This is a genomic window from Ruegeria sp. O11, assembly GCF_056535285.1.
Window position 1 is genome coordinate 204,415 of sequence record NZ_JBQERS010000001.1, and the last position, 21,444, is coordinate 225,858.

Consider the following 21,444-nt stretch of genomic DNA (forward strand, 5'->3'; position numbering starts at 1 on the left):
ACTTGTACAGGGATCAAAACCGCTTTCTCCCGAGTTGTACAACATTCAGGCACCTGATTGTGCCTGGCACGGTGATCCCTATAGTCTCGGGTATGTTCATCTTTCTTACTATTGCGTTACTGGTCGCAGGCGGGATCGGCTATTACCTCTGGTCCAAAAAGCAGGCCCGCGCGGCACTGCTGGCGACTCATCTGACCTCGCATCAGGGTGACATCATCGAACAACAGGTGCCCATCATCCGGCGGCTACCCGCCTCATTGCGCAGCCACCTGGATGGCAAAGTGAATCTGTTTCTGGATCAGGTCAGCTTTTATGGCTGCGACGGGCTGGAAGTGACCGAAGAGATGGAGCTGTCGATTGCAGCGCAGGCCTGTCTTCTCGTGATCAACAGCGATCTTTGGTATGACAATCTGACGACCATTCTGATCTATCCCAATGCGTTCAAGTCAAAGCAGCAGCGACGCTCGGGTTATGTAGTCTCGGAGAAAGAGATCGTACGAACCGGAGAAAGCTGGGATCGCGGGCCGGTCATTTTGTCATGGGCACACAGCCGGCAGGGCGCGCTGGATGATCGCGACGGGCAGAATGTGGTGCTACATGAATTTGCGCATCAGATTGATGATCTGTCCGGAGGTACGAATGGTGTGCCGATCCTGAGCGAAGGGCAGAGTTTTGCCGAATGGGAAAAGGTTTTCCTGACCGCCTACGACGCGCATGTCCACGCGGTTGAAAGCGGGCGGCATAGGGTCATCGATCCTTATGGCGCGACCGGCCATGAAGAGTTCTTTGCGGTCTCGGTTGAAGTATTCTTCGAACGCCCCCGTGCGTTGAAGCACGAGGTGCCAGAAGTCTACGAGCAGCTTTCGAAACTGTTCCGCCTCAATCCAGTGGAGTGGTCTTAGCGGCGAGGTTCAGGCGGAACCGCATTTTTGCTTTCCGTTCGGCCGGCAGGTGGCGGTTCAGGCGTTTGTTGATCATGCCAAACCCCCAAACGATCACCAGCGTCAACAGGATGAAATAGAATGCCAGAATCGGGTAGGGGATGAACGGGTTGAACGTCTTGTCCGCGAAATAGCTGGCGTAGTACAGCGCATCGCCCCTTTGCTGCCAAGCCGGGAAGGCCGAGAAGAAGACCAGCGTAGTTGCGTGGAACAGAAAGATCGCCTCGTTCGTATAGGCGGGCCATGCCAGGCGCAGCATGGTGGGCCAGACGATGCGGCGGAACCGGGACCAGCCCGACATGCCGTAGGCATCTGCCGCTTCGATATCTCCCTTGGGGATCGAGCGTAGGGCGCCATAGAAGATCTCGCCCGAATAGGCGGCTGTGTTCAGGAACAGCACAATCAGGGCGCCCAGCCAAGCCGAGGTCAGAGCGTCGAACATCGGGTAAGTTTTCTTCAGCGACAGGAAGAAGAAATACGCAAAGAAGAACTGAATGAAGAGCGGCGACCCCCGGAATAGGAAGATGAACCACTCGGACGGTTTGCGCAGCCATTTGTTGGTGGATGCTTTTCCAACGGCTAGTGCAGTGGCCAAAAAGAACCCGGTCGCCAGCGCCATCGCGCCGAAATAGACGTTCCAGATCATACCCGAGCCGATCAGGGTAAACTGCTCACACAATGTGAAATCGGTCTTGGGCAGAAGGCGTTCACCGAAGCCAAGCGAACGGAGGCCATAATCCTGTATGGTCTGGATGCAGCTCATGCGGTGGTCTCCTTACGCAGAAGCTCTCCGCCGGATGTTGCCTGACCGTGGGACAGGCGACGCATCAGTTTTTCAAGCCCGAGTTCCGAGAAACGCGTCATGCCAAGGTAAAAGATCAGCAATCCAAGGAAGTACCACATGCGCCAATCGCCATGGGGGTACTGCGTGAATTTCGAAGTTTTTGTGCCGCCCAATTCGCGGGCCCAATAGACGATATCTTCGACCCCCAGCAGGAACAGCAGGGGGGTCGCCTTGATCAACACCATCCAAAGGTTGGACAGGCCGGGCAGGGCATAGACCCACATTTGAGGAACAAGGATTTTCCAGAATGTCTGGCGTCGGGTCATGCCGTAGGCTTCTGCCGTTTCCAGCTGAGCATGCGGCACGGCGCGCATGCCTCCGAACAGGACATTGGCGGCGAATGCGCCGAACACGATGGAAAATGTGATGACCGCGAGGAAAAAGCCGTAGGTTTCGTGCACCCATTCAGGGGCGCTGCCCAGTGGCAGTTTGGCGGCCTGGCAGACGAGGAAATCGTTGCCCTGACGGATCGGATCGGTCCAGTCGGGGCAGAGAATCTTGTGTCTTACCCACTCAAAACCTTGATCCAGAGCGATCACGAAGAACATGAAAAAAGCAATATCGGGCACGCCGCGTACGATCGCGATATACCCTTTGCCCAACCAGCTAACCGGCGGGATATGCGAGCGCGCTGCCATGGCTCCGACAAAGCCAAAACCCAATGCAACCGGGGCGGTGACCGCCAGCAAGGCCAGCACCTTGAGGAATGAGGCGTAGAACGACCAGTGGACGCCGTTGGTCAGGTAGCATGAGAACCAACGGAATGTACCCAGCGTATCGGGATCGGAGCAGTACGAGAAAATGGCGGGCCTCTTAGACTGGCAAGGGCGCTGCAGCGACGCGCCCTGCGTTCAGGGCGCGCCACTTGGATCATTAGATTAGAAGGTCGAGGACACTTCCCACTTGGTGATCAGCTCGTTCAGGCTGCCATCGTCCTTCATGGATTGGATCGCTGCGTTGAACTTTTCTTTCAGTTCACCGTCCGATTCACGGATGCCCATGCCGACGCCACCGCCTAGCGGTACGTCATCGGCAACAAATTTCAGCTCACCGTCTTCTTCGACGATCGGTGCGAGGAAGGATTTGTCAGCCAGCACAGCATCGGCTTCGCCGTTGCGGACGGCTGCGATGGTTTCTTCAGGGCTGGCGAATTCGACCAGAGTTGCACCGGATTCAGCAATGTAACCCGCCTGAATGGTCCCGGTCTGAGCCGCGACAACGCCACCTGCGACGTCAACGTCATCGGACAGCGCAACATAGGCAGACGGATCCGGTGGTGTATAGTTCTGGGTGAAGTCGATGACTTCGTCCCGCTCGTCGGTGATCGACATACCAGCGATGATCACGTCATAGTTGCCTGACACCAAGTTCGGAATGATCGAATCCCAGTCGTTCTTGACCCATTCGCATTCCAGATTCGCGCGCTTGCACAGCTCATCGCCCAGTTCACGTTCGAAACCGTCGATCTCGCCCGCGTCGTTGATGAAGTTCCAAGGCGCATAGGCGCCCTCGGTGCCCATGCGCACGGTATCGGCCATGGCGATACCGGCGGTCAGCGCCAGTGCTGCAGTGGTCAGAATCAGGTTTTTCATTGTTACTCCCCTTATTGGTTCTGTCCGTTGATTAAGCCGCCTGAGTGGCGGAGAGAAAGCCCTGAAGCCGTTCGGATTCAGGGGTGGTGAATAGATCTTCTGGCAGGCCCTCTTCTTCAATCAGGCCCTGATGCAGGAAGACGACGTGGCTCGAGATATCCGCAGCCATCTTCATGTCGTGGGTCACGATGATCATGGTGCGGCCTTCCGCAGCCAGATCCTTGATCACCTTGATCACTTCCTGTTCCAGTTCGGGATCGAGCGCCGAGGTAGGTTCATCGAACAGCAGCGCCTGCGGTTCCATGCACAGCCCCCGCGCTATGGCGGCGCGCTGTTGCTGTCCGCCCGATAGCTGTGCCGGATAAACATCGCATTTGTCGCCGATGCCGACCTTTTCCAGATACCTGCGAGCGCTGTCCTCAACCTCAGACCGATCTCGGCCCAGAACGGTGACGGGGGCCTCCATCACGTTTTGCAGGATGGTCATATGCGCCCACAGATTAAACTGCTGAAACACCATCGACAGATTGGTGCGGATGCGTAGCACCTGTTTGGGGTCGGCTGGACGACGGTGATTGTGGCTGCCGGTCCAGCGGACTGGTTCGCCTTTGAACAGAATCTCGCCTTCTTGGCTGTCTTCCAACAGGTTGCAGCAGCGTAATAGGGTGGATTTCCCCGAGCCTGAAGACCCGATCAGCGAGACAACGTCGCCGCGATGCGCGGTGATGTCCACGCCCTTGAGCACCTCAAGTTGGCCAAAGCTTTTGTGAAGGTTCTTGATCTCGATGACGGGAGCGGCGTCTGTCACGGGCTGTCCAGATATGATTGGTGTTGGTGCGGTAATAGGGCTGAAAAATCGGGCTAATGCAATGCGCAAATAACAAGTTCACGCTGAGAAATAGCCAATTTGGCCAATGACGCTGTCAGAATTGTCAGTTGGTTGTGCGATTTGCGTGCCGTTAGGGCGAACAGACAGGTAAGCTTATGAGATTTGCAGTGACGGTTCTCAGGCTATCGACACCACCATCATATGAACGATATCCAATGCCAACATTGCGGGACTTACCGGCCGTTCGTCTAATCGTTCACGCTTTTGAGAATTTGTTGATAGAACGTGACGTTTCCATCCTCACCAATAGGCCGTGCGACCCATTCCAAATCCAAACTCAGTGCTGCTGCGGGTACGATTTGCCGCGCGATATCGGGCGGTGTGGTTTCGTCAGACGTTCCATTCTTCCAGTCGTGAAAGGCCGATGAGTATCGAACGACCGCTCCGCTAACCGGCAAATCGAGCAACCCGCCCTCGGCAAAGAACGTCAATCCGTCACCCATTTCTTCCCCAATGAGTTTGAGCCTGTTTCCCAATCGATGTCTAAGGATGGCTACAAACACTATCGCTGCGGAAAACGTGAATTTATCGACAAGCACAACAACCTGCTTGATTGCGCTTTCCGAGATCGCGTCGATCAAGGGCATCGTTAAAAGAAAGTCGCCACCAGTATTTCCGCGAACGTCAATCAGAAGCGTTTTGGTCGAGCCGGCGCGCACATGTTCCACTGCGGCTGAGATGGCTTTGGGCAGCGCACTTTCGTTCGGATCAAAGAAGCTTGGTAACACTATTGATAGCCCAAGCTCTTGCCAGTCCTGTATTTCCACAAAAATCTCGGGCTCCCAAGCTGGATCAGCCCTGCCGTGCTCGTTTCTCGGGTAGAGCATCGATCCGGGTACCGTATGTTCATTTGCCAATTTCAGATTCGCTATCTGCCCATTTTCGTCCTGCACACGATATTCGGTCGCTTTGCCGTTTGACGAAAAACCCAAATGTGCCAAAGCGTACGGCCACGCAAAAAGGATCGGACCGATGACCCTTTTCCTTTGGCATGTTCCCGCCAGAAAATTCTCTGCCGTGGCTTCAATTTTGCTCAAAGCCGCACCGTTGATCGCGATCAATTTTCCTCGCGGTGCAATTACCCCTGGCGCCGCCCCCAAGACTTGCACTGAACGCCCCACGCTCACGAACCTCAGCGGCAGCACCGAGATCGCATCATTCGGGATCAGCCTTGTGTGCCCATTTTGGGGAAGTGCCAATAGGCGCATCGCGGACATCAAAAAGGCTTCGATACAGCCCTCCGAGGCGTATCGCCGGGTTTCACTAAGGCAGCTGTCTATCACGGCGTTATCGATCCGACGAAAACTGGGATCGGTTGGCAGAGCAGTTTCTAGAATTTGCTTCAGGTCTTCCGTCAGCGCCATGATTCACAGTGCGCATAGCCAATCGTCAATGTCTAGATTGGGCTCGAAGCCGACATCAAGCTTTCTCAGCTCAGGTAAAATTATCCAGCAGCTTCGTAGTTGGGCTTTTCGCTTGGTTGTGCTGCAATTGGCTCAGGCCTTGGCTGCTTTTTGCCGTGCCAGTGCCGAATCCACGTCGCTGACACCCAACAGGCTTACGACGAGACGCAGCAGCGAATCCTCTTCTCCGCTGCGGTGTCCATCTGCCAATGCAACCGACCACATTGCCTGCACCACGGCTAGGCGATCATCATAGACGATGGCCTCTTTGATGGCGCGGGTAAAGCGGACGGTGTCGGGGGCTTCGGCCTCAAGATCTTCAGCACGGGCGCGCAAGGCGGCGGCTTCGAACGGGGACAGGTCAAAACGTTCAGCCGAGATGCGGTCGATCCGGGCCATTTCGGTATCGGCATAGTCATTGTCGGATCGTGCTATGCGCACCAACAAGGCGGTGAGGGCCAGACGGGCGTCATCTTCTACAAGCGGGTCGGGCTGCGGCTGTGTAAGCCGGGACAGGAAATCACTGAACATGGTCAAACATATAGAGGCTGCTCAAGTCGCTTCCAAGCGGCTTTGTATCCGTTCGCGTGCGGCCTTACTGTCGTTGAAGCTGAGACCCATGGCAATGCGGGCCTCTTCGACGATCTTGACCTCTCCTTCATCCGTATTGCCGTCGGCCAGCACCACTTCCCAAAGCGCGTCCAGAGCTGCCAGACGTTCTTTCAAGTCGGTGGTTTCGCGGATCAGTTTGCCGAAAGTATCGGTATCGGGGGCTGCCGCGTGCAACTTTTCACAGGTTGCGCGGACCTTGGCGGCCTCGATCGCGTTGTGCTGGTAGAGACGCGCAAGGATGCGGTCGATCAGGCTGATCTCTTCCAGCTTATAGTCGCGATCGGCCTGTGCCACGCGCACCAGCAGCGCCCCCAAAGCCAGTTCGGCATCAGGATCGGGCAACTTGTCATGTTGCGGAGGCCGGAAGGCCTGGAAGAATTTTTTCAACATGAGGTCAAGATATTCCGTAATTCGAGGCGCGCCAAGCGGTGCTAGCCCTCATAGCCCTGAATAATCACAAGGTCGGCGGTTGATACCGGATCGCGAAGGGCTTTGGCGGCCTGATATCCTGCGCTTTCATAACAGGCCAGGGCCTGTTCATAGCTGGGAAACTCGATCACGACTGTACGGGCGCGGGCTTTGCCCTCGACCTCGGTTCTTTCACCGCCACGCACCAGAAATTTGCCGCCATATTCGGCAAAAGGGGCCGCGTTGGCAGCGACATACGATTTGTAGGTTTCGATGACGTCTACATCGACATGGGCGACCCAATAACCTTTGGCCACGGCAATTCCTCCGCTGGTATCTGATGCAAGGTGCGGAGGAACCGCATAAAATGCAATCCCTTAAAAGTGGATCAACCGCCTGTTTGCAGCGCCTCGCGGGCTTTGTCCTGCAGCCAAGCGATCATTTGCCGATAAGGCACCGGGCCATAGCTGATCCGCGCCACACCGAGTTTTGCAAGCGTTGGCGTATCCGGCGTGCCGGGCAGGGCGATGATGTTGACGGGCAGGTCGGTGGCCTCGCAAAGCTGGCCAATCATCGCTTCGTCTTTCAGGCCCGGTGCAAAGAAGCCGCTGGCCCCAGCATCGGCATAGGCTTTGGCGCGGGCCATGGCATCATCCAGCATCGCCTGGTCATGCGTTTCCGAAGCCGCCTTGAGGAAAATATCGGTGCGGGCGTTGATGAAAGCAGGCACTCCCGCAACATCGCAAGATTCGCGCATGGCGGCGACACGCGCGGCTTGGGTTTCAATGCCGTAAAGTTCTTTAGTACCAACAATTTGGTCTTCGAAGTTGAAGCCGATTACGCCGGTTTCTAGCGCGCGTTTGACATTGGCCGATATGCCAAAAGTATCTTCGGCATAGGCGCCTTCAAGGTCCATCGTGACCGGGATATCGACCGCCTCAACAATGCGGCGGGCGTTGTCCAGCGCCGCATCAAAGGGGATGTTCTGCCCATCCGAAAACCCCTGCGCCATCGCGACCGGAGCACTGCCGGTCGCTAGTGCCTTGGCCCCCGCATCGCGCACAGCGGCGGCGCTGCCGGGGTCCCAGATATTGTAAAGGATGACCGGATCGCCCTTCTTATGCAGGGCGGCAAAGGTCTCTGCTTGGGTAATCTGGTTGGTCATGGCCGGTCTCCTGTCGCTGCTATGGCGGCAGTTAACCGTGTAACTGGTCGGCGCGTAAAGATATTTCGCGCCGAGGGGTACAATACTGTTATCGGTCCGTGATCAGACCAGGCGCGAGGTGTCTTTCGCGGCGCGCACGAAATCGCGGAACAGAGGGTGCGGGTCGAAGGGTTTGGATTTCAGTTCCGGATGGTACTGAACACCGATGAACCATGGGTGATCCGACCATTCGACGATTTCCGGCAGGCGGCCATCCGGCGACATGCCCGAGAAGTTCAGGCCCGCTTTTTCCAGCTTGTCGCGGTACTTGATGTCAACTTCATAGCGGTGTCGGTGGCGCTCCTCGATCTGGGTGCTGCCATAGACATCTGCGACTTTCGAGCCTTCGGCCAGGACGGCGTTATAGGCGCCTAGGCGCATGGTGCCGCCCTTGTCATCACCGACTTTGCGTTCGACCTTGTGGTTGCCCTGCACCCATTCCTTGAGGTGGTAAACCACTGGCTCAAAACGCTTTTTCCCAGCCTCGTGGTCGAATTCCTCGGACCCGGCCTCGGTGATTCCCGCCGCATTGCGTGCAGCTTCGATCACCGCCATCTGCATGCCCAGACAGATGCCCAGATAGGGCACTTTATGCTCGCGCGCGTATTGAGCGGCCTTGATCTTACCCTCGGTCCCACGCTCGCCAAAGCCGCCGGGGACGAGGATGGCGTGGAAACCTTCCAGATGGGGGGCGACATCCTCATTGTCAAACACCTCGGCATCGACCCATTCGACCTTGACCTTGACCCGATTGGCCATGCCGCCATGGGTCAGGGCCTCGGCGATCGACTTATAAGCGTCTTCCAACTGGGTGTATTTGCCGACGATGGCCACTTTCACCTCGCCTTCGGCGTTGTGGATGCGGTCGCTGACATCCTCCCACTTGGCCAGATCGGGCTTGGGCGCAGGGCTGATCTGGAACGCGTCCAGGACCGCCTGATCCAGACCTTCGCGGTGATAGGCCAACGGGGCGTCATAGATGGTGGACAGATCCTGCGCTGCAATAACGCTATCGGGGCGGACGTTACAGAACAGGGCCAGCTTTTCGCGTTCTTTCGTCGGAATCGGTCCTTCCGAGCGACACACCAGAATGTCAGGCGCAAGACCGATCGAGCGCAGCTCTTTCACCGAATGCTGGGTCGGTTTGGTTTTCAGTTCACCCGAGGCTTTGATGTAGGGCAGCAGCGTCAGATGCATGAAAAGGCACTGACCGCGCGGCTTGTCTTGGCTGAACTGACGAATGGCTTCAAAGAAGGGGAGGCCTTCGATATCGCCCACTGTGCCGCCAATTTCGCAGAGCATGAAATCAACCTCATCCTCCCCAATGGCGATGAAATCCTTGATCTCATTGGTGACGTGCGGGATCACCTGAATGGTTTTGCCGAGGTAATCCCCGCGCCGCTCTTTCTCGAGCACGTTGGAATAAATCCGGCCCGAGCTGACCGAGTCGGTTTTACGTGCGGCCACGCCGGTGAATCGCTCATAGTGGCCAAGGTCCAGATCGGTCTCGGCCCCGTCATCGGTGACGAATACCTCGCCATGTTCAAACGGTGACATGGTGCCCGGATCAACGTTCAGGTAGGGGTCCAGCTTGCGCAGACGCACCGAATACCCTCGGGCCTGTAACAGCGCGCCCAAAGCCGCCGAAGCCAGTCCTTTGCCCAAGGATGAAACCACACCACCAGTGATGAATATAAAACGCGCCATGTTGTTCGGCTGCTCCCGTGAGACGTCATTATCAGCTGCCCGGCGGCTTACAAAAAACCGCTGCATCACGGGACTTCACATATAAAGGATTCGCGCACATAGCGCAAGAGAACCGCAAGATGCTGTTGCAGTTCCCTTATGAATTTCTAGGTTTTGTGGCTTAGTCGGCAGCCTGCGGGATCAGCGGAGCGTTGTCGCCTTGTGCTGGCGGCAGCAGTTCATCCGCAGATGGAACCGCCGGAGCGCTTTCCTCAGCCGGTGCCGGAGCAGGTACGCCCAAACGATCAATTACTGAGCTGCCCGAAGATTTCTGAGCGGCCAGAATCGTCAGCGTGATCGAGGTTACGATGAAACACGCAGCCAGGATCCAGGTCAGCTTGCCCAGAGCGGTCGCTGCCGCGCGGCCGGTCATGGCCCCGCCGCCACCGCCACCCATGCCAAGGCCACCGCCTTCGGAACGTTGCATCAGCACAACGACAATCAGGCCCAAAGCCAGAAGAAGGTGGATGATGAGAACAACGTTTTCCATGGTGGTCCTGTACAGCGTGGCGTGTATCGCGTGGTACTTATGCAAGTTTGCCAGCGGGGGCAAGTCACGAGTTGGCATCACGAGCAGTGATGCTTCATATCACACCAAAGAGACTGGACAGGGTGCGGTTCTGTCGCGCAGGCTGCGCCCCATGCCACATGATGATCACGACCACCCGCACGCCCTGTTGCCCCCTGAACCCGCGCTTCGCGTCAAGGCGCTTGAAACGATTCTGACCCGCAAAGGCCTGATCGATCCGGCCGCTTTGGATGAGATCATTGATACCTATCAAAACAAGATCGGCCCGCAAAACGGCGCGCGAGTCGTTGCCAAGGCCTGGAGCGATCCTGATTTCAAGGCCGCGTTGCTGGAAGATGCCACTTTGGTCGTGGCTGATCTGGGGTATTACGGTCGGCAGGGTGAACACTTGGTTGTGGTGGAAAACACGCCCGAGCAGCACAACATGGTCGTATGCACTTTGTGCAGCTGTTATCCGTGGCCGCTGCTGGGTATCCCCCCCGGCTGGTACAAATCCGACGCCTACCGCGCCCGCGCCGTGCGCGAGCCGCGCAAGGTTCTGGCCGAATTTGGCGTGACGCTGCCCGAAGATACATCCGTACGGGTGTGGGACTCGACCGCCGAGATTCGCTATCTTGTCCTGCCGATGCGTCCGGAGGGGAGCGAGGGGCTGAGCGAGGAAGAACTCGCCGCGCTGGTCACCCGTAACAGTATGATCGGCACCGGGCTGCCCAAGGTGCCATCATGACGCGGGTTCATGACATGGGAGGGCGTTTTGGCGATGGCGCGGTTGTGCCGGAGGCTGAGGACGCTCCGGTCTTTGCGGAAGACTGGCACGCGCGGGCTTTGGCCGTGACAGTGGCTTCAGATTTTCTAGGTCAGTGGAACATCGATATCAAACGCCATGCTCGCGAATGCTTGTTACCCCAAGACTACAGCCGTTTCTCGTATTATGAGAAATGGATATCTGCGTTGGCGGACATGCTGGTTGATAAAGGCGTACTGACATTGGATGACCTGCGTGGAGTGGAACGGGAAACTACGCACCCTTTGGCCGAGCGAGCCATAAAGGCGGAAGAGGTAGCAAGTGCGTTGGCCAAGGGCGGACCCTCAGAACGCCCGTCGGACATTGCCGTTCGGTTTCAGTCGGGCGACGCGGTGCAGACTTTGCGACGCTCGGCCAACCGTTTGGCTGAGGGCGGTCACACCCGTTTACCCGCCTATGCCGCGGGCGCGACCGGGCGCGTCGTTAGGCTGCATGGCACCCATGTGCTGCCGGATTCCAACGCCCATGGATTGGGTGAGGCCCCTGAGCCGCTTTACGCCGTCGCGTTTCCCGCCTCGGAGCTTTGGGCAAATCCTGAGCATCCGGCGGATGAGGTCGTATTGGACCTGTGGCAATCTTATCTGGGGCCCGCATGAGCGATTGTATCACCCATTCGGCCCCGGAGCCGATTTTCGCCGAGCCCTGGCACGCGCAGGTTTTTGCAGTCACCGTAGCTTTGAACGAAGCGGGCCGGTTTGATTGGTCGGACTGGGCAGAGCGGTTTTCCAATACTTTGAAACGGAACGGCCTCAAAAAAGAACTGGATGGTGGTGATGATTACTTTCACGCTTGGTTGGAGACCTTGGAGGCGCTGCTGGCTGAGCAGGGAGAAGCACCCACTGATGATGTCCAAGATTTTCGTAATGCATGGGAAGAGGCCTATCTGACAACACCCCACGGTCACCCCGTACACTTGCGCTAAAAGCAGAAGGGGCGCTGCCCCCGCCGCCCGTCCGGGCGGCTCCCCCGAGGTACTTTTGGCCAGATGAAGCAGGGGATCCGTTTTTCATCTGGCCCAAAACACCTCCGCCGGAGGCATCGCGCGCAGCGCGATTTTCAACTGCGGCGAAATATCGGTTTCCCTGCCGTCTGTGCCCCGCTATATGAGCCGGGTTTGATTATTCAGCGCAAAAGGACCGGATATGGCCAACGTGGTTGTTGTCGGCGCCCAGTGGGGTGACGAAGGAAAAGGCAAGATCGTCGACTGGCTCAGCGAGCGTGCAGACGTGATCGCGCGTTTTCAGGGTGGACATAATGCCGGGCACACACTGGTCATTGAGGGCGAGGTATACAAATTGCACGCGCTGCCTTCGGGCGTGGTGCGCGGCGGCAAGCTAAGTGTGATCGGCAATGGTGTTGTTCTTGATCCGTGGCACCTGATCAAAGAGATCGGAACAATCCGTGCACAAGGCGTCGATATCACGCCTGAGACGCTGATGATTGCTGAAAACACTCCGCTGATCCTGCCGTTCCATGGCGAGTTGGATCGTGCGCGCGAGAGCCAGAATTCGGTCGCCAAGATAGGGACGACCGGTCGCGGGATCGGTCCGTGTTATGAGGACAAGGTCGGGCGTCGCGTGATCCGCGTGGCTGACCTGGCCGATGACGCAACGCTGGCGCTGCGGGTGGATCGGGCGCTGGTCCATCACAACGCGCTGCGCAATGGTTTGGGGCTTGATCCGATCGATCGGGATGCGTTGATCGCGCAGCTGAAAGAGATCGCGCCGCAGATTTTGCCTTTCGCAGCACCGGTGTGGAAGGTGCTGAATGAGAAGCGCAAGGCGGGCAAGCGTATCCTGTTCGAAGGCGCGCAGGGCGCGTTGCTGGATATTGATTTCGGGACCTATCCGTTTGTGACATCGTCAAATGTGATTGCAGGCCAGGCCTCAACGGGCGTCGGAATCGGACCGGGCTCGATCGACTTCGTTCTGGGCATTGTCAAGGCTTACACGACCCGCGTGGGTGAGGGGCCATTCCCCACCGAGTTGGACGATGCAGATGGCCAGCGTCTGGGCGAACGGGGACATGAGTTCGGCACGACGACGGGTCGCAAGCGACGCTGCGGGTGGTTCGACGCCTGTCTGGTACGCCAAACCTGTGCGACCAGCGGTGTGAACGGCATTTCGCTGACCAAATTGGATGTTCTGGATGGGTTCGAGACGTTGAAAATCTGCGTTGGATACGAGCTGGATGGCAAACGTCTGGACTATCTGCCGACAGCCGCCGATCAACAGGCGCGCTGCACGCCGATCTACGAAGAGATGCCAGGGTGGAGCGAATCAACCGAAGGTGCACGCAGCTGGGCTGATCTACCGGCCAACGCAATCAAATATGTGCGCAGGGTCGAGGAACTGATCGATTGCCCGGTTGCCCTATTGTCCACCAGCCCGGAGCGGGAGGATACCATTTTGGTGACCGACCCGTTTGCAGATTGATGAGCGGCGGCGAAAAACCCGGCCTCAGCTACAAAGCACGGCGGCGCTGGTCTCTGGTACTGCTGCTGGTCGGGTTGCCAGTCTATATCGTAGCGGTTGTGACTATCGTGAACTGGCTTGACCGCCCGCCAATCTGGCTGGAGCTTTTGGTCTATGTCGCGTTGGGCATTCTATGGGCATTACCCTTCAAGTTTGTCTTTCGTGGTGTGGGTAAAGAAGACCCAGATCAGGATCAAAATTAGACTTTCCGACTGCCGTTGAGTCATTCGCGAGGCACGCTGACTGCAGCTTAAACGCGTTGCAGGTAAGGGCGGTTAGGGTATGAACAAAGGGCTTTTCGCGGCGTTCGCCGTGTCTTGTGCCGCATATGGCGCTCAGGCTGGAGACTGGAACTACACGGTTGCACCCTATGTTTGGGGACCAGAATTCAGGACCTCCCTTGATATGGGGCCGAACCCGCCGGTGAACGGGGACACCTCGATCTTCAATATTCTAAAGGGGGCCTTTCTGATTGCAGGCGAGGCCCGAAATGGCCGATGGTCCATTGGAGGCGAGTTCAATTACCTGAACCTTGGAGACGATGTTTCCATCGGACCATTTGACAACGCATCCAGTTGAGAGCTTGAAGGCACCATGACATCGCTGGGGGCCGGTTTCGCGGTTTATGAAGATTAACAGTCGCGGCTGGAAGCGATTGCCGGGCTGCGCCATTGGGATCTTGATGTCTTAACCACGGTGCTGGATCGCACATTCAGCATGCTGACCCATTGGTTGGAGCGCGCTACAGTCATGCTCTGAACGATCGATGGAGTGTCACCGCAATGGGAAACATTGGCGGCTTTGGTTATGGTGCAGAGTTACAGTGGGAGGCGCTGGTACAAGCCAGCTAGAAATGACGACCTCGCATCAGCGTCGCCGGTGGGTACCGCCATCTGGATGTTGAGTTTCAAGATGGACGTGAAGTGATCGATCCGATCCTGACCGGCCCCTACGTGGCGTTGGCCTTTTTATTCTAATCTGGTTGGTCGCGCTGAAGCCGCGCTATTAAGAGAATTAGGGCCAGAGTATCCTCTGACCCTACTACGACTCGAGGGGGGTAATGCATACGCTGGGAACTAGCCCGCGGCGCGTTCGTCGTCATTGGGGCGGAAGCCGATTTCGGTTGAGGCGGCGAATCGACCACCTCCGGCTTTCTCGATCTTTCCATCGCGAAGCAACTGACCGAAGGAGCGCAAGCTTTCTTCGCGATTAAACGCATCTTGCTTAAGCGAGCGGACCTTGTTCATAAGTTGCGGGCGCGAGAACTGCTCTTGACCTTCGATAAAGGACAGATAGGCAGCTGCAGCTTCAAGCAGATCAGGCAGCGACTGGGCGCCCTGTTCCTGTGCGAAAGTGGCAAATCCGCCTTCTTCTTCACCCGTGTCTTCATCAGTTGAAGTGATCCGGCGCGGCGTAACAGGGCCAGTATCGGCGTTCTCGGTATCGATGCGCTGTTCGGCAACCAGCTTCAAGGGGGCAGCCGATTCTGGGGTCGGGCGCTGGCTGGTGACTTCAACCGCGGGACGACGTGGATTGACGACTGAGGCCAGATCGCCGCGAAAATCATCTTCGGGTGTCTTTGTCTTGTCGCCTACGGCTTCGCGTTCGGCCTCGGTTGCAGCGACCGCAGCGCGCAAGTGCGAGTAGGTTTCACGCTGATCGCTGGTGGCGGGATCGTCCAGCTGAACATCTGCTTCGTCCATTAGGCGCGAGACGTCCTCATCTGGTCCGGAAATACTGGGCACGTCAGCTTCAGAAATTGCTTCGAGTTCGGATTCAACAAGCGCGATCTCATCCAACAAAAGCGCTTCTTCCTCGACCGAGATGATGCCGTGCTCGATTCCGCTCAATGCCTCAGAGGCAACACTGCTGGCTTCATCGCCTAGAATGTTTGATGGGTTTTCTTCCTCGACTTCAGGCGCCTCATCATCCAGATCAGAAAACAGAACGTCTTTTTCCGTTACATCAGCTGTGGCAGGTTCCGACGCTTCGATTTCTTCAGCTTCATTCGCCGATTCCGCGGTAGCGACCAATGCACTTAGATCGTCGGAGGTCTCCTCAACCGTTTCATTTGAGGTCTCTTCAACCAATTCATCTGAGCTTTCTGGTTCCGTAACATGAGCAGCCTCGTCGGCCTGTGCTTCGGCTAACTCTTCGACGTGTTCCGGTTCGGCAGTCAGCTCGGGCTCGGGCGCAGGGAAGGTATCTTCTTCTGTTTCCTGCAAGTCGGCGGGATCCAATGCGCCTGCTTCAAAGGCGGCAGAGATGGCATCAACCTTTGGCTTCACAGGCTGAAGATAGCTGGAGTCTTCGTCCTCTGAATAGCCGGGGGAGACTTCTTCGGAATGCGAAACCACAGCCCGGATGCGCTGGAGTTTGGCCGCAATACTGTCCGCCGCAGGGCTGTCCGCTGCAGGAGCGGAATGTGCCGCGACGGGCGCAGGGGCGGGGGGAACGACATCGGTGGTCTGTACAGGTGCAGGCTCAGGCGCACTCGCGACTGCAGCGGGGGTCGGTACTGCAGGGGCATCGGTCTCGGTCGCGCGTAGCAGCAGACCGGTGTCGTTCTGACTGGCTTCTACCTTTCGTGCGACATCGCGCTGGGCGATGCGGGTCAGCATCTCGGCATCGGGCTGAGGGGGCTCAGAACCAAAATAGCGGTCGTCCGCCGCGAGATCCCGGAAATACTCGGCTATGGCTTTCATCGTTTCAAATGAATCGTCGAAGCCTTCGAGCGTGCATGAAAAGGTTCCGTAGGAAACGGTAAGTACCTTGTTGTTCTGTACCATCAGACGCATGTCCTTTACAAACTACCAGGCCGATCGCCAGACACAGCAGCAGCAATCGACTCGAAACTCTAGTCATGAAGCTACCATTTTGTGGTTTCATTATGTCCAAAACCGGGAATTATGGTCAATCTTGTGGAATCTGGTGTGATTGTTCAGGCTGAAATGCCAATCGGTCTGTTTGGCGGGGGGGAAATCACATCTGAAGATGTGAGTCTGGTCCTGAATCGCGTCAAAAGCGCTGTTGCAGCGGATGGGGGCGCTGCCGCGTTGATTGATTCGGGTCGAATTCCGGATGCGGTGATCGGCGATTTCGATTCGCTTTCATCCAGCCATTGCGCGCAGATACCCGCTGATCGGCTGCATCCAATATCCGAACAGAACAGCACCGATTTCGACAAAGCCCTTCGAAATGTCAGTGCCCCGGTCGTCCTTGCAGCGGGATTTCTGGGCGCTCGGGTTGATCACCAGTTGGTCGCGTTCAATACGCTCGTTCGTTTGCAGGACCGGCCCTGTATTTTGCTGGGTGCGCAAGAGATCGTTTTTCATGCGCCGCCCCGCATCGCGTTGGAGCTGATACCGGGAGACACCGTGTCATTGTTTCCTCTGCAGCGAGTGACCGGACGCAGCAACGGCCTGGAATGGCCAATCGATGATCTCGTGCTTGAGCCGGATGGGCAGGTCGGGACCTCGAACCGCGCACTGGGCGCTTTCACGCTGGAAATTGACGGACCGGGATTGCTAACGATCCTGCCGCGTGCGGCGCTAGATCAGGTCATGCAGGCGTTTCTGTCGGGCCAGACCGGGCATTGGCCCGCTCGTGCAGGATGACATAAAGCCCGGCAGCGATGGTGATGCCGATGCCAATCGCCGCCAGCCCGTTGGGCAGGTCGTGGAAAATCAACCAGCCGATCAGGGTGGCGACAGGAATTTCAAGATATTGCATCGGGGCGAGGGTCGCGGACGGTGCATAGCGCAGCGACCATGTCATCAGAAGATGTGCCACAGTGCCCAGCACGCCGATGCCCAGCAGCAGCCAAAGCGTTTCACCCTTGGGCATCGTCAATGACATGGCGGGCAGGTCAGCCTGAGAGCCCACATAGACGATCGGCAACAAGAGAGCTGTCGCCATAGCCCCCGAAACCGCTTGCAGCGCAACCGGGTCTGTTTCTTTGGCAATCTGGCGTGTGACCAGCATGAACAGGGCAAAGACCACGGCGACGATCAAAGGCAGTAACGCAGGAGCGCCAACCTGCGCAAAGCTAGGTTGGATGACGAGCAAAGTGCCGATGAAACCCACGACACAGGCAATCAGGCGGCGCGGGCCGACTTGTTCGCCAAGAACGTACTTGCCCAGCAGCAGCATGATAAACGGCATCACAAAAGCAATGGCGACAGTATCGGCCAGCGGCATATATTGCAGCGCGGTAAACATCGCCGCGATCCCAAAAATGTGCAGCAGCGTACGGACCATCGTCAGACGCAGGACCATTGATGTCATCCGCCACGGCTTGCCGGTCACAGCGATGAGCGGGATCAGGATCATCGCTTGCACACCGAACCGCACCAGAACCAACAAACCCAGAGCAATGGTTTCGCCCAACAGCTTCGCCATCCCGTCACCAAGCGGAGCGAGCACGCAAAAGCCGAGCATCAATACGATGCCAAAAACGGGACGATCCTGAGTCATGTGCGCGACGCTAGCGTTTTCGCGGCAGAGGGGGAAGCTCTGATCTCAGGTGTCGGACAGGGGTTGGACTTTGGTGTAATCCGGGCCGATGCAGGTGGGCAGGCCATCACCAAGCTGCATCCAGCTTAGCTTTTCCTCGTGCGCGACATGCAAGGTCGGGGTCAGCGCTTCGGGGTTTTCTAGCGTTGCCACATAGAGGTGCATCACATCCGACATCACGGTAGACCGAAAGGATATAGGCGTACCGCAATGGGGGCAAAAACTGCGCTCGACCCCGGGGGAGGAGTTAAACCTTGTCGGCTGTTCTCCGGTCCAGCGCCAATTGCCGTCGCGCACCCCGAAATAGGTGGTCATCGGGGCCGCGCATTGGCGACGGCAGCTATCGCAATGGCAGGTGACACAGGACAGAACCGGAGGGTCAACCTCGTATCCGATCTTGCCGCATAGGCAATGTCCACGCATGTCACCCGCTCTTTCTCGCTGTTAGATCAGCAGTTCGGCACGTTGACGGCCAGCCCGCCCAATGAGGTTTCCTTGTACTTCGCGTGCATATCCTCGCCGGTCTGGCGCATAGTTTCAATGGCTGCGTCCAGGGGCATGAAGTGCTTACCGTCACCGCGCAGGGCGAGTGACGCTGCCGAAACGGCCTTGATCGCGCCAAGGCCATTGCGTTCGATACAAGGCACCTGCACCAAGCCCGCGACCGGGTCGCATGTCATGCCGAGGTGATGTTCGAGCGCGATCTCGGCGGCGTTTTCCACCTGCTCGGGCGTACCACCCATCACAGCGCACATGCCGGCGGCAGCCATGGCCGAGGCACTTCCGACCTCTGCCTGACAGCCCGCCTCGGCGCCCGAGATCGAGGCGTTGAACTTGACCAGACCGCCGATGGCGGCCGCGGTGAGCAGGAAATCCTCGACATGGCTTTCGGACGCGCCGGGGACATGATCGAGGTAATAACGCAAGACTGAAGGCAGCACGCCTGCCGCGCCATTGGTGGGGGCGGTGACAACCTGACCTCCGGCGGCGTTTTCCTCGTTCACGGCCATCGCATAGACGCTCATCCAGTCATTGATCGTATGCGGCGCGTTCAGGTTCATGCCGCGTTCGGCCAGCAGGGCATCGTGGATCCCCTTGGCGCGGCGGCGCACGCTAAGGCCACCGGGCAGGATGCCATCGGTTTTCAAGCCGCGCTCGATACAGTCATTCATGACCTGCCAAAGACGTGCCGTGCCTTTGGCAAAGCTATCCGCGCAACCGCGCGCGATTTCATTTTCGCGCTTCATCTGAGCGATGCTTTTGCCGTTGTCCTTGGCCATCTGCAGCATTTCGGCCGCGGATTTGAACGGGAAGGGCACAGGCGCACCTTCGTCGGTTGCTTTGCCTTCGGCCAATTCTTCTTCGGTCAGGACAAAGCCGCCGCCGATGGAATAGTAGACCTGCCGCAATATGACATCGCCTTGTGCGTCAGTGGCCATCAGGATCATGCCGTTGGCGTGGCCGGGCAGATTGTTGTCGTAGTCAAATATCAGATCGGCCTTGGGATCGAAGCTTAGCGTAGGCAACCCTTCTGGGGTCACCGTATGCGTATCGGAAATCTGCGTCAGCGCGGCCTCGGCCTTTTCGTTGTCATACGTGTCGGGCACGAACCCGGCGAGACCAAGGATCGTAGCGCGGTCAGTCGCGTGGCCGACGCCGGTGAAAGCAAGCGATCCATGCAATGAGCCGCGCAACCCCGCAAATTCAAACGGTGATGCGCGCATCAGATCAAGAAACCGTGCAGCGGCGACCATAGGGCCCATGGTGTGTGACGACGATGGGCCAATGCCCACTTTGAACATATCGAAAACTGAGAGAAACATATCAGGTAGCTGAGCCTTCTGGAGGAGTGGCGTAGGTTGGAGATGTGAACGGCGTCGCTCCCAAACCCTCGGCGGCGATGACCGATCGGGTTGCCGGGCGAAATTCGAGTTGATGCAGTATCTTTTGCAAATAGGGTGTGTCGGCCAGCTGATACCAACTGCGGTCAGCCTTGGCGGGATAAAGCGCCATCCAGCGCATCATGCAGGCGACATAGACGGTCAGGGCCGAGGGCACCTGCGTGTTGAACCAATCGGGCGCGCCTTGGGCCAAATCATCCAGCCGCTTCAGATGCTGGCGCAATCTGGGGCGAATACCGGCACGCAACGCTTCGGCCTGTGCTGCGTCAATGTATTTCTCAGCGTAGAACAGGATGCGCAGATCGGCGTGCAATGTGTTTGAAGCAAAGAACAGCCATTTCAGAAACGCCGCCCGATCGGCGCTTTCGGGCGCGGGGGCCATCTGTCGGTGCGTGTCGGCCAGCCACAACAGGATTGCGGCAGTCTCGAAAATTGGTCCTTGTGGTGTTTCCAATACGGGAATCAGCCCATTGGGATTCAGTGCACGATAAGCGGCACTGTCTTGTGCGTTACGTGTGCGATCGACCAGCGCCGTCTCATACGTCAAGCCCATCTCTTCCAAAGCCAATCGGATTATCAGCGAGGCATTGTCGGGGGCATAGTGAAGGCGATAAGTCGATTCCATGACGTCTTTCTAGAGTGTCTGGCGACTAGTATAGTGATCGATTACGACGTTTCCTATAGGAAACTCGTCGTTAAGTGTTAAGTAAGCGCTGCGATCGAGTGAATTGCCTCTCGCAGTTGCGCGGGGCATTCCCTATAAGTCCGTCAATATTCTGAGGGGAAGCTGCCATGATCAAGGATTTGTCGCCCATCGACAAAGCAAAATATGTTGCGGCCTGCCGTGCCGCCGATCTTGTCCAAAGTGGAATGCGCGTGGGCCTGGGGACCGGATCGACCGCCGCGTGGCTGGTCCGGCGTCTAGGCGAGAGGGTGCGCGACGAAGGTCTGTCGATCAAAGGCGTTCCGACCTCGACCGCAACCGCGCAATTGGCGCGCGAAGAGGGGATCGAGGTTATCTCGCTGGATCAGGCTGGGTGGTTGGACCTGACCATAGACGGCGCGGATGAATTCGATGGTGAATTCAATCTGATCAAGGGCGGCGGTGCTGCGCTGCTGCAGGAAAAGATCGTGGCCACGGCCAGCGACCAGATGGTGGTGATCGCCGATGCCGGCAAAGAGGTCGAGACGCTGGGCGCGTTCCCCTTGCCGGTTGAGGTGATCCCATTCGGCTGGCAGACCACCCGCACGCTGATCGAAGAGGCGCTGGACACGATGGATGTGCTGGGCACGTCGGTTACTTTGCGGATGAATGGCGAGGCCCCCAAGGTCACGGATGAGGGCAATCACATATTGGACCTGCACCTCAAACGGATCGGAAATGCGCGGCAGTTGGCGCTGGTGATGAACCAGATCCCCGGCGTGGTCGAGAACGGGTTGTTCATCGACATTTGCGACAAAGTAATCGTCGGCCATGGTGACGGGCGCGTTGAACTGCGCGACCTCAATGAAGGCACTGTGCTGACCAACATGCTGGGCGAGGGTGGGGACAACCTGTTCTCCGATCTGGCAGATTAAGGT

General features: G+C 57.5%; 25 protein-coding genes. 9 read left to right on the forward strand and 16 right to left on the reverse strand.

The genetic code is table 11. The annotated features are described in order from the left end of the window. Positions 1 to 92 precede the first annotated feature (92 nt). Positions 93 to 902, forward strand: a complete 810-nt coding sequence (locus ACRZ91_RS01065; RefSeq protein ID WP_480901934.1) for a M90 family metallopeptidase — start codon at positions 93 to 95, stop codon at positions 900 to 902. On the opposite strand, the gene ACRZ91_RS01070 is transcribed toward ACRZ91_RS01065, so the two are convergent. The 11 genes from ACRZ91_RS01070 to secG form a co-directional block, all read right to left on the reverse strand. Continuing rightward, positions 880 to 1,704, reverse strand: a complete 825-nt coding sequence (locus ACRZ91_RS01070) for an ABC transporter permease (protein ID WP_480901936.1) — start codon at positions 1,702 to 1,704, stop codon at positions 880 to 882. The genes ACRZ91_RS01065 and ACRZ91_RS01070 overlap by 23 nt on opposite strands. Further along, positions 1,701 to 2,588: an ABC transporter permease gene (locus ACRZ91_RS01075; RefSeq protein ID WP_029621742.1), complete on the reverse strand. Its 888-nt coding sequence runs from the start codon at positions 2,586 to 2,588 to the stop codon at positions 1,701 to 1,703. The genes ACRZ91_RS01070 and ACRZ91_RS01075 overlap by 4 nt, the downstream gene beginning before the upstream one ends. 75 nt (positions 2,589 to 2,663) lie before the next feature. After that, on the reverse strand, positions 2,664 to 3,377 hold the full coding sequence (locus ACRZ91_RS01080) for a transporter substrate-binding domain-containing protein (RefSeq protein WP_010439165.1): 714 nt from the start codon (positions 3,375 to 3,377) through the stop codon (positions 2,664 to 2,666). A 31-nt stretch (positions 3,378 to 3,408) separates the two neighbouring features. Continuing rightward, complete coding sequence (locus ACRZ91_RS01085) at positions 3,409 to 4,185, reverse strand: ABC transporter ATP-binding protein (protein ID WP_010439167.1); 777 nt, start codon at positions 4,183 to 4,185, stop codon at positions 3,409 to 3,411. A gap of 269 nt (positions 4,186 to 4,454) precedes the next feature. Continuing rightward, positions 4,455 to 5,630, reverse strand: a complete 1,176-nt coding sequence (locus ACRZ91_RS01090; RefSeq protein ID WP_480901940.1) for a S41 family peptidase — start codon at positions 5,628 to 5,630, stop codon at positions 4,455 to 4,457. 132 nt (positions 5,631 to 5,762) lie between these two features. Beyond that, on the reverse strand, positions 5,763 to 6,200 hold the full coding sequence (locus ACRZ91_RS01095; protein ID WP_480901942.1) for a tellurite resistance TerB family protein: 438 nt from the start codon (positions 6,198 to 6,200) through the stop codon (positions 5,763 to 5,765). A gap of 21 nt (positions 6,201 to 6,221) precedes the next feature. Next, entirely contained in the window at positions 6,222 to 6,671 is a 450-nt protein-coding gene (locus ACRZ91_RS01100) for a tellurite resistance TerB family protein (protein WP_480901944.1), read from the reverse strand. 41 nt (positions 6,672 to 6,712) lie between these two features. Next, complete coding sequence (locus ACRZ91_RS01105) at positions 6,713 to 7,006, reverse strand: DUF1330 domain-containing protein (RefSeq protein ID WP_480901947.1); 294 nt, start codon at positions 7,004 to 7,006, stop codon at positions 6,713 to 6,715. Between the two features lie 71 nt (positions 7,007 to 7,077). Beyond that, on the reverse strand, positions 7,078 to 7,854 hold the full coding sequence (locus ACRZ91_RS01110) for an isocitrate lyase/PEP mutase family protein (RefSeq protein WP_480901949.1): 777 nt from the start codon (positions 7,852 to 7,854) through the stop codon (positions 7,078 to 7,080). Between the two features lie 102 nt (positions 7,855 to 7,956). Next, a complete protein-coding gene (locus ACRZ91_RS01115) occupies positions 7,957 to 9,600 on the reverse strand; it encodes a CTP synthase (RefSeq protein ID WP_480901951.1) in 1,644 nt (547 codons plus the stop codon). A gap of 160 nt (positions 9,601 to 9,760) precedes the next feature. Then, entirely contained in the window at positions 9,761 to 10,129 is a 369-nt protein-coding gene (secG, locus tag ACRZ91_RS01120; protein WP_010439184.1) for a preprotein translocase subunit SecG, read from the reverse strand. A gap of 151 nt (positions 10,130 to 10,280) precedes the next feature. Here secG and nthA point away from each other — a divergent pair, with 151 nt between their 5' ends. The 6 genes from nthA to ACRZ91_RS01150 all read left to right on the forward strand — a co-directional run bounded on the left by nthA (position 10,281) and on the right by ACRZ91_RS01150 (position 14,026). Next, positions 10,281 to 10,895 carry a nitrile hydratase subunit alpha gene (gene nthA / locus ACRZ91_RS01125; RefSeq protein ID WP_480903366.1) on the forward strand — a complete coding sequence of 205 codons (615 nt, stop codon included), beginning with the start codon at positions 10,281 to 10,283 and terminating at the stop codon, positions 10,893 to 10,895. After that, a complete protein-coding gene (gene nthB, locus ACRZ91_RS01130; protein WP_480901954.1) occupies positions 10,892 to 11,569 on the forward strand; it encodes a nitrile hydratase subunit beta in 678 nt (225 codons plus the stop codon). The genes nthA and nthB overlap by 4 nt, the downstream gene beginning before the upstream one ends. Next, positions 11,566 to 11,895 (forward strand): nitrile hydratase accessory protein, encoded by a 330-nt coding sequence (locus ACRZ91_RS01135; protein WP_170538966.1) that lies wholly within the window; start codon positions 11,566 to 11,568, stop codon positions 11,893 to 11,895. The genes nthB and ACRZ91_RS01135 overlap by 4 nt, the downstream gene beginning before the upstream one ends. Positions 11,896 to 12,115: 220 nt before the next feature. Then, positions 12,116 to 13,408 carry an adenylosuccinate synthase gene (locus ACRZ91_RS01140; protein ID WP_010439192.1) on the forward strand — a complete coding sequence of 431 codons (1,293 nt, stop codon included), beginning with the start codon at positions 12,116 to 12,118 and terminating at the stop codon, positions 13,406 to 13,408. Next, a complete protein-coding gene (locus ACRZ91_RS01145) occupies positions 13,408 to 13,650 on the forward strand; it encodes a DUF2842 domain-containing protein (protein ID WP_170538968.1) in 243 nt (80 codons plus the stop codon). The genes ACRZ91_RS01140 and ACRZ91_RS01145 overlap by 1 nt, the downstream gene beginning before the upstream one ends. A gap of 79 nt (positions 13,651 to 13,729) precedes the next feature. Then, positions 13,730 to 14,026, forward strand: coding sequence for a hypothetical protein (locus ACRZ91_RS01150; protein WP_480901958.1), 297 nt, complete (start codon positions 13,730 to 13,732; stop codon positions 14,024 to 14,026). 497 nt (positions 14,027 to 14,523) lie between these two features. Here the strand turns inward: ACRZ91_RS01150 and ACRZ91_RS01155 are convergent, their stop codons facing one another. Beyond that, positions 14,524 to 16,236: a hypothetical protein gene (locus tag ACRZ91_RS01155; protein WP_480901960.1), complete on the reverse strand. Its 1,713-nt coding sequence runs from the start codon at positions 16,234 to 16,236 to the stop codon at positions 14,524 to 14,526. Between the two features lie 120 nt (positions 16,237 to 16,356). On the opposite strand from ACRZ91_RS01155, the gene ACRZ91_RS01160 reads away from it, so the two are divergent. Then, positions 16,357 to 17,064, forward strand: a complete 708-nt coding sequence (locus ACRZ91_RS01160) for a thiamine diphosphokinase (RefSeq protein ID WP_480901962.1) — start codon at positions 16,357 to 16,359, stop codon at positions 17,062 to 17,064. Here ACRZ91_RS01160 and ACRZ91_RS01165 read toward each other — a convergent pair. The 4 genes from ACRZ91_RS01165 to ACRZ91_RS01180 are packed head-to-tail and all read right to left on the reverse strand — an operon-like array spanning position 17,009 to position 20,488. Next, positions 17,009 to 17,923 carry a DMT family transporter gene (locus tag ACRZ91_RS01165; RefSeq protein WP_480901964.1) on the reverse strand — a complete coding sequence of 305 codons (915 nt, stop codon included), beginning with the start codon at positions 17,921 to 17,923 and terminating at the stop codon, positions 17,009 to 17,011. The two genes, ACRZ91_RS01160 and ACRZ91_RS01165, sit on opposite strands and share 56 nt — an antisense overlap. A 45-nt stretch (positions 17,924 to 17,968) precedes the next feature. Beyond that, a complete protein-coding gene (locus ACRZ91_RS01170) occupies positions 17,969 to 18,385 on the reverse strand; it encodes a GFA family protein (RefSeq protein ID WP_480901967.1) in 417 nt (138 codons plus the stop codon). Between the two features lie 26 nt (positions 18,386 to 18,411). Then, positions 18,412 to 19,785, reverse strand: coding sequence for an L-serine ammonia-lyase (locus ACRZ91_RS01175; protein WP_480901969.1), 1,374 nt, complete (start codon positions 19,783 to 19,785; stop codon positions 18,412 to 18,414). 1 nt (position 19,786) lies between these two features. Next, positions 19,787 to 20,488, reverse strand: coding sequence for a glutathione S-transferase family protein (locus ACRZ91_RS01180; protein WP_170770344.1), 702 nt, complete (start codon positions 20,486 to 20,488; stop codon positions 19,787 to 19,789). 167 nt (positions 20,489 to 20,655) lie between these two features. Here ACRZ91_RS01180 and rpiA point away from each other — a divergent pair, with 167 nt between their 5' ends. Beyond that, positions 20,656 to 21,441: a ribose-5-phosphate isomerase RpiA gene (gene rpiA, locus ACRZ91_RS01185; RefSeq protein ID WP_010439210.1), complete on the forward strand. Its 786-nt coding sequence runs from the start codon at positions 20,656 to 20,658 to the stop codon at positions 21,439 to 21,441. Positions 21,442 to 21,444 lie beyond the last annotated feature (3 nt).